The following is a 7,473-nucleotide window of genomic DNA, read 5'->3' as shown; positions in this document are numbered from 1 at the left end:
CCCGGCCAGCCCGCACGTCGACCATCCAAACACCCTGTTGAGTTCTCAAACAACACGCCAACCAAGTCATTTCACTTTCGTGATTTGGCCTCAGCCGGAGCAACCTCTCAACTCTAGCAGGCTCCGATCGTTCTGCAAGACTCAGGCTGATTAACCTGTGTCACACATGATCGAGCCTCTTACCGAGTCTCTGAGATCCCCGCGAATCAGCTTCCGGATCGCGCCAACACTCTGCGAGTTTGTCGCTGCTCTCCGGCGGCTTCCGGACCGGCCTTGTTCGGCTGTTCCGTTCCCCCGCGGGCAGATACAAATATACACGCTCTCGACGGCCTCTGAATCGGGGGGTCCCCTCCGATTCGACTACCGCTCTGAACTGCGGCGACAGCGCCGCCTTCACTTGTCTCCCACAGCCGGCCGGACTTCATCGCCCGCCGCGACGCGGCTAAGCATTCGCCGTTTCCGAGAAGGCCCTGACGTATTCAGTCGATCACCCAAGGGTGTGCCCTGAGCCATTCACCCGACCGTGTCTCGGAAGGCATCCGGCCGATCCGAGAATTGCTTTATGTGTAGCCGGTCGGCTACAACCCTAAACCAGTTATCGGAGTCTTTCTCATTGCAACGCGAAAGCCGGGGACCGCCTTTCGGCGGTCCCCGGCTCCTCAAGCCTTGAGCGTCGGCGCTACGCGCTCGGAACGATGTTCACGAGCTTGCGGCCGCGCTTGCTGGAGAACAGCACTTCGCCCTCCGCGAGCGCGAACAGCGTGTCGTCGCCGCCGCGACCGACCAGGTCGCCCGGGTGGTACTTGGTGCCGCGCTGCCGGATGAGGATCTCACCGGCATTGACGCGCTCGCCACCGAAGCGCTTCACACCGAGGCGCTTGGAGTTGGAGTCGCGTCCGTTACGGGAGCTGGATGCACCCTTCTTGTGTGCCATCGGTCAACCCCTTACTTCTCGATCCCGGTGACCTTGACGCGGGTCAGCGGCTGACGGTGCCCCTGGCGCTTGTGGTAGCCGGTCTTGTTCTTGTACTTGTGGATCTTGATCTTCGGGCCCTTGGTGTGCTCGAGAAGTTCACCGCTCACCGTGACGCCAGAGGCGTCGGTGACCACAGTGCCTTCGTCGACGAGCATTACCGCAGGCAGCGTAAGCGTGTCGCCGGGCTCGCCCTGAAGCTTCTCAACTTCGAGGACGTCGCCCTCGGCGACCTTGTACTGCTTTCCGCCAGTCTTGACGATTGCGTACATGTCGACGCTGGTCTCCTTGGGTCCTCCCCGGTGCGGGGAACAAGTTCCCCGCAGGGGAACGGTGTCTGTCAAATATTGCGGTGTCGCGCACCACGCCAACTTACGGCTCCGCAAGCGTCGCCGTGGGTGCCAGTACGGCTCCGCGGGCGGAGCCTCGGCAGGCCTGCCGATCAAGCGCCTCGCCCTGCTCCGTTTTCACGGGGCGCGGGCTCCCCCGCCAGGCGGGGATGGAAGCTGAAGGTTCTGCAGGCCGCTCACTAGCGTACGTCATTGACGCGCTGCTTCCGGCATGGGGACCGGGGCGACGCCGCGAACGTCACAGTCCGCGGCGCAGCCCTCGATCAGTCGTCGCCGTTCCCGGTCTCCCCGGATCCGTCGCCGTCGTGCTCGGGCGGTGCGGCCGCGACCTTCGCGGTCTCCGCCGCGACCGACTTCGGCTCGGACTGTTCGGGCTGGTCCGACTGCTCTGCCTTCTGGCCGGACTGCTTCGAGCCCGACTTGCCGCGCTCGCGCTTCTTCTTGCCGCCGCCGTTGCCGTTGCCGCCGCCGTTGCCGTTCCCGGACGAGGCGCTGCCGCTCTTCTTCTTCGAGGAGCCGGTCCCGAGGATCTCGTCGGTGTGGATGACCACACCGCGGCCCTTGCAGTGGTCGCAGGGCTCGGAGAACGCCTCGATGAGGCCCTGGCCGACACGCTTGCGCGTCATCTGGACCAGGCCGAGCGAGGTCACCTCGGTGACCTGGTGCTTGGTCCGGTCCCGGCCCAGGCACTCGGTCAGCCGGCGCAGCACCAGGTCCCGGTTCGACTCGAGCACCATGTCGATGAAGTCGATGACGATGATGCCGCCGACGTCGCGCAGCCGCAGTTGGCGAACGATCTCCTCGGCCGCTTCGAGGTTGTTGCGAGTGACGGTCTCCTCGAGGTTCCCGCCCTCGCCGGTGAACCGGCCGGTGTTGACGTCGATGACCGTCATCGCCTCGGTCTTGTCGATGACCAGCGAGCCGCCCGACGGCAGGTAGACCTTGCGGTCGAGGGCCTTGAGCAGCTGCTCGTCGACGCGCTTCTCGGTGAAGACGTCCTTCGTGCCGGTGTGGCGCTTGAGCCGCGGCAACAGCTCCGGCGAGACCGACTCGAGGTACTTGTGGATCTCGTCGTAGGCCTCGTCGCCCTCCACCAGAATCTCCTTGAAGTCTTCGTTGAAGACGTCTCGGACGACCCGGATGAGCACGTCGGGCTCGGAGTGCAGCACCGCCGGGGCGTTGCCCTTCTTGGACTTGGTCTGGATCTCCTCCCACTCGATCTGGAGTCGGGAGATGTCACGGGCCAGGTCCTCCGGACCGGCGCCCTCGGCGGCGGTGCGGACGATGACGCCGGCGCCCTCGGGCACCAGCTTCTTCAGCGCCGCGCGCAGCCTCGTGCGCTCGCGATCGGGGAGCTTGCGGGAGATGCCGGAGGCGTTGCCGCCCGGCACGTAGACCAGGTGGCGGCCCGACAGCGCGATATGGCTGGTCAGACGCGCGCCCTTGTGGCCCACGGGGTCCTTGGTGACCTGGACGAGCACCGAGTCGCCGGGGCGGAGGGCCTGCTCGATGGAGCGGGCCTTGCCGGCCAGCCCGGTGGCGTCCCAGTTGACCTCGCCGGCGTAGAGCACGGCGTTGCGGCCGCGCCCGATGTCGACGAAGGCGGCCTCCATGCTCGGCAGGACGTTCTGGACCTTGCCGAGGTAGACGTTGCCGACCAGTCCCTGAGCGCCGGACTTGGACACGTAGTGCTCGGCGAGGATGTCGTCCTCGAGGACGGCGACCTGGGCGCGGCCGCCGCGGACGCGGACGACCATATGGCGCTCGACGGCCTCGCGGCGGGCCAGGAACTCGGCCTCGCTCACGACCTGGACGCGGTTGCGTCCGCCCTTGCGGCCGTCGCGGCGGCGCTGGCGCTTGGCCTCGAGCCGGGTGGACCCGGAGACGCCGCGGACGTCGTCGTTGGAGGAGAGCTTCTTGGAGGGGGAGCGGACCTTGACGACGACTTCGGCGTCGTCGGCGGGCTTGGGGCTCCGGTCCGATTCTTCGGAGCCGGCGCGCTTGCGGCGGCGCCGGCGGCGGCGGGTGATCTCGGGGCCGTCGGAGGAGGCCGATTCGTCCTCGGCGGTCTCGTTCGAGGACTCGTCGTCGTCGGACTCGTCCTCGTCGTCATCGTCGAAGTCGGAGGCGCTGTCGCCGCCCTTCCCGCGGCCACGGCCGCGGCGTCCTCGCCGGCCCCTGCGGCGGCGGCGCTCCTCGGCGCTCTCGTCGTCGAGGTCATCGTCGAATTCGTCGACGGGCTCCTCTTCGGCGACCGGCTCGGGCTCCTTGGCCCTGGACTTCTTCGCCGGGGCCTGCTTGGCCTGCGACTTCTTGGGCTGTGACTTCTTCTGGGCCCGCTTGGGCTCGGCCGGCTCATCGCTGTCGCGCTCGGCCGGACGCTCGGTCTTCTCGACCTTGGGCGGGGGTGCGAACACCGGCACCGCTTGCGGGGCGACCGCGGCGGGGCGGGATCGCTCGGCTCGGGGCTCGGGTTCGGCGGGTTCGTCTTTCTTGGGTTTCTGCGGCGCCATGAAGGTGACCACAACTGCGGGCACCTGTTCGCGCGGCTCGTTCTCGCGCATGCGAATAAATCTCCATTCCAGCCGCTGCCCGGGCGCGTGACGCTGTTTGCGTCCGCTGCCGCACGGGCGCGGCATCAGTAGTGCGGCCCTCCTGGCATTCCTTGCCGATCAGACCGCACCGAAAGCCTCAACTCGCGCCGAGAAAACACCTCGCCTCGGCCGAGTGGTCACGTCCGGCACCGTGAGCAGTGCGGACAGGACATCTGCGATCGCACCATCGTCTATGTGTTCGGTGCGACAAGGTCGAGTATCGCACACTCTGCGTCATTCGCCGAGCCGGTCGGCAAGTCGGTGCCCCGCCTCTCAGTGTCAGCGGTCACTATCGGGTGAGATAGCGAGGCGTACCTCACCGCGGCGTCGGCGGAGCCGTAAATTGGCATAGTGGTTGGCACGGCCGGAGCCTGGTCCGAGTCCGATGTACTCGATAAGCTGGCCGCGGCCGTTCAGGCTCGGAGGCGGCGCAGCGGGGCGCCAGGCCCCACGCACGGAGGTAGCGGACATCGCAGTGCAGGTCATCGACTCGGAGGAGTCCGACAAACCCCAGGACGACGGCAAGCCCGTCACCTACCAGGGGCGGCATCGTGGCGCCGACAGGTTCCGCCAACTCGCCAGCGCCGGCGGTGTCCTCGCCGCAGTCGTACTGCTGGTGGCCGGGGGCGGCACCGTCCTGTTCTGGATGAGCGGCATCGGGGACTCCGAGCCGAACGTCGACGCGAGCGCGATCGGCGACCTGTGCGAGCTGGTCGTCGACGAGGAGCTCATCGCCCCATGGGCGGGCGTCGAGCAGATGCGCGAGCCGTCCGAGAAGTCCGCGGACGAGATGCGCACCTTCGAGTGCGCCTATTCGGCCGAGCACGCCGGATCCGACGCGTATCGCCTGGTCACGATCTTCGCGACGGTGCAGGTGTACGAGTCGGCGTCGGACGCGAGGGTCGCGTACGCGGGCGTGCTGGAGTTCGAGGCCTCCGAGGGCCATGAGACCTCGTCGGTCGGCGGGCTCGCCGAGCAGGCGGCGGCCGCCGTCATCGAAGGCGGCGAGGAATCGGAGGTGCGCTTGCACGCCCAGGAGGCGAACGCGACTGTGACGTTGAATTCCTTCTTCACCGGGGTCCCGCCGGAGGGCGGCGACAAGGAGCGGTTGGCCCAGGATCTGGCCTCGGGCCTCATTGACGCGCTCCCCCGGGACGGGAATTGACCGGCTCCCCTTTAAGCTGGCCATGACCACCGCGGCGTCAAGTCGACGCGCCGTGCATCTCTCGCGGAGGAATATTGTGAGCGCCACACCACCCTTTGGTCCGGCTTATGACCAGTCGCCGGACGACGGTCAGCGGCCGCGTCCGAACCAGTGGCAGCCGCAGGCCGGCAGGCCCCGAGCGGCGCAGGGTGGTCAGACGCCGGGCGGTCCCGGCAACCCGCGCAATCCCGGCAATACCGGTGGCAGGCCCGCAGCCGGCAGGCCGGCGGCGGGCCAGGGTCCCCAGATGCCCGCGGCGGGCGGCAGGCCACAGGCCGGCGGTCCGCAGGGCGGGCGCGGACCGGTCCGACCGCCCTATCAGCCGCACGGCGCCGGCCACGCCGCCGTACCGCCGCAGCAGCCGGCGTCGCCTCCGCAGTCCTACCAGCAGCAGCCGCAGCAGCCGGCCCCCGACGACGAGACGCGCTCGCCCGAGCCGTTCGAGGAGGCCGCGTTCGCCGACGAGCCGGCCGGCTCGTGGGGAGCGGGAGAGGGCACGACCGCGATCGACAAGCTCGGCTACGTCCCCAAGGAGACGCGCCGCCGCTCGGATTTCCAGAAGGTCCGCTCCCGCGCCCGCAAGTCGAGTCCGTGGCCGAAGATCATCGCGGCCATCGTCGCGGTGGGCCTGCTCGGCGGCGTCGGCTGGTGGTGGTTCAACCGCGACGAGCCGCCCGAGCAGACCGACGCCGCCGCGGCGGGCCTGACATACGGCAGCAGCGAAGAGCCGTGCTCCCTGGTGGACGCCGCTCCGATCGAGCCCTACGTCGACGGCGTCGAGCCGGAGACGGCGGCCTCGGCCGAACAGAAGAGCCGCGGGTGGGAGCAGTCATGCGTCCTCACCTACGGAGCCGCCGACAGCGCCGTGGCGCTGCTGGAGTTCGAGGGCGTGTCCTTCGAGTCCGACGCGAAGGCGAGCGTGAACTTCGAGCTGGGCGCGCGCGAGGTCAGCGAGATGGCCGAACCGTGGACGGCGGTGGAGCCGGCCCCCGAGATCGGCGATCAGGCCGCGGCGGTGGTGCGCGTGGTCGACGAGGGGACGTCGAACTACCAGCTGCACGTCCAAGACGACAACGTCTATCTCATCCTGCGCCTGTCCGTGGTCGACTCCGGGCTGGACCAGCAGGGCCTGAGCGATCTCTCGGTCGCGCTGACCAGCTCGTACCTGAACGCCTGGCGAGAAGCCTCGTAGCGAAGCGGGCGAAGGGCGGGCGAACCTACGGCCCGCAAGCTTCGCCAAGGGGGCCCGCCCGCCCGTGCTCGGTTCAGTAGGTGCGCATGGGCGCGCCGAACATCTGCGCCTCGATGGAGGTCGGAGCGCACCACAGGTACTTCTCCTTCTGGCCCTTGCGGAGCATCGCGATCATGTCGTCGTGCAGCATCTGGAGCCACTGGAGGACTTCCTGGTTGACGCGGATGCTGGAGCGGGCGATCTGCGCCTCCTCGGCCGTCAGGCGCTGGAGCACCGTCATGTGCGCCTCACCGGTCAGGTTGTCGGCGTAGTTCGTCAGTCGCGGCAGCACGGTCAACTGGGTGCGCCAGGGACCGAGGACCGGCTTGACCTGGGAGCCGCGCTCGCCGACGTCGTACACGTACAGCGCCGGGGAGTGCTGGCTGGCCTCGACGGTGACCGGCTGGTCGCCGTGGAGGACCGCGAGGCGGTCGTTGCGGTTCGTGGCCGACTCGCCCAATCCGTTCCACTCCTGGGGCCGGTTGGTGCACACCGCGACGCGCGTGCCGAGCGCGAGGGCGCGGAAGACCAGCAGGCGCGCGAGGTAGACGCCGCCGATGAGGTTGATGCGGGTCTCCTCGGGCCGGAAGAACGGGGCGACGACCGGGAGCTGCTCGGCGTCGCGGCCGATGACGAGCCCGGCGGGCGGGCTGGCGGAGGTCATGAGCTCCAGGGCACGCGCCGTGGGGATCTGCGGCATCCGGCGCAGCGGCTCGATGGCCTTGCCGGCGTCCGAGGCGGCGGTCTCGACGGCGCGGTCGGTGACCGGCAGGCCGTAAACGGTGCCCTCGGTCGGCCCGGCCGAGACCTGGGAGACGCCGAACAGGCCCGCCGAGGTCGGCATGGAGCTGACCGGTCCGCCGCTCATCGGCGCGGCGCCGGAGTACGGCACGCCCGAGTACGGCTGGGCGGACGCGGGCTGGCCGGAGAACGGCTGTCCGGAGAACGGCTGCCCGGAGACCGGCCGGTTCGGTCCCGGCGGGCCCGAGGCGGGCTGGGCCGATACCGGGGAGACCTGGGAGACCGACGTCCCGGAGACGGGCGCGGCCGAAACCGGCGCCGAGCTCGGCGCCTGCGGCTGGGACTGCGGCTGAGGCAGAGGGGCCGGCGGCGGTACCGCC

General features: G+C 69.2%; 6 protein-coding genes and 1 pseudogene. 3 read left to right on the top strand and 4 right to left on the bottom strand.

The window, feature by feature from the left end; translation table 11 throughout:
• Positions 1–679: 679 nt before the first annotated feature.
• The 3 genes and pseudogenes from rpmA to ACYVK3_RS20715 form a co-directional block, all read right to left on the bottom strand.
• Positions 680–934, bottom strand: coding sequence for a bL27 family ribosomal protein (gene rpmA / locus ACYVK3_RS20725; RefSeq protein WP_460499250.1), 255 nt, complete (start codon positions 932–934; stop codon positions 680–682).
• Positions 935–945: 11 nt separating this feature from the next.
• Positions 946–1,245, bottom strand: a complete 300-nt coding sequence (gene rplU, locus ACYVK3_RS20720) for a 50S ribosomal protein L21 (RefSeq protein WP_026924852.1) — start codon at positions 1,243–1,245, stop codon at positions 946–948.
• A 413-nt stretch (positions 1,246–1,658) separates the two neighbouring features.
• Positions 1,659–3,923 (bottom strand): annotated as a pseudogene (locus ACYVK3_RS20715) (Rne/Rng family ribonuclease); the annotation flags it as partial.
• Positions 3,924–4,392: 469 nt separating this feature from the next.
• On the opposite strand from ACYVK3_RS20715, the gene ACYVK3_RS20710 reads away from it, so the two are divergent.
• Positions 4,393–5,082: a hypothetical protein gene (locus ACYVK3_RS20710; protein ID WP_460499249.1), complete on the top strand. Its 690-nt coding sequence runs from the start codon at positions 4,393–4,395 to the stop codon at positions 5,080–5,082.
• A gap of 286 nt (positions 5,083–5,368) precedes the next feature.
• On the top strand, positions 5,369–6,313 hold the full coding sequence (locus tag ACYVK3_RS20705) for a hypothetical protein (protein ID WP_460499248.1): 945 nt from the start codon (positions 5,369–5,371) through the stop codon (positions 6,311–6,313).
• 73 nt (positions 6,314–6,386) lie between these two features.
• On the opposite strand, the gene ACYVK3_RS20700 is transcribed toward ACYVK3_RS20705, so the two are convergent.
• Entirely contained in the window at positions 6,387–7,196 is an 810-nt protein-coding gene (locus tag ACYVK3_RS20700; protein WP_460499247.1) for a hypothetical protein, read from the bottom strand.
• Between ACYVK3_RS20700 and ACYVK3_RS20695 the strand changes: the two genes are divergently transcribed.
• Positions 7,195–7,446 carry a hypothetical protein gene (locus ACYVK3_RS20695; protein WP_460499246.1) on the top strand — a complete coding sequence of 84 codons (252 nt, stop codon included), beginning with the start codon at positions 7,195–7,197 and terminating at the stop codon, positions 7,444–7,446. The two genes, ACYVK3_RS20700 and ACYVK3_RS20695, sit on opposite strands and share 2 nt — an antisense overlap.
• Positions 7,447–7,473 lie beyond the last annotated feature (27 nt).

This window comes from Glycomyces tarimensis (assembly GCF_054776215.1).
The sequence above is the reverse complement of the archived record's forward strand: the minus strand, read 5'-3'. Positions and strand labels throughout refer to the sequence as shown.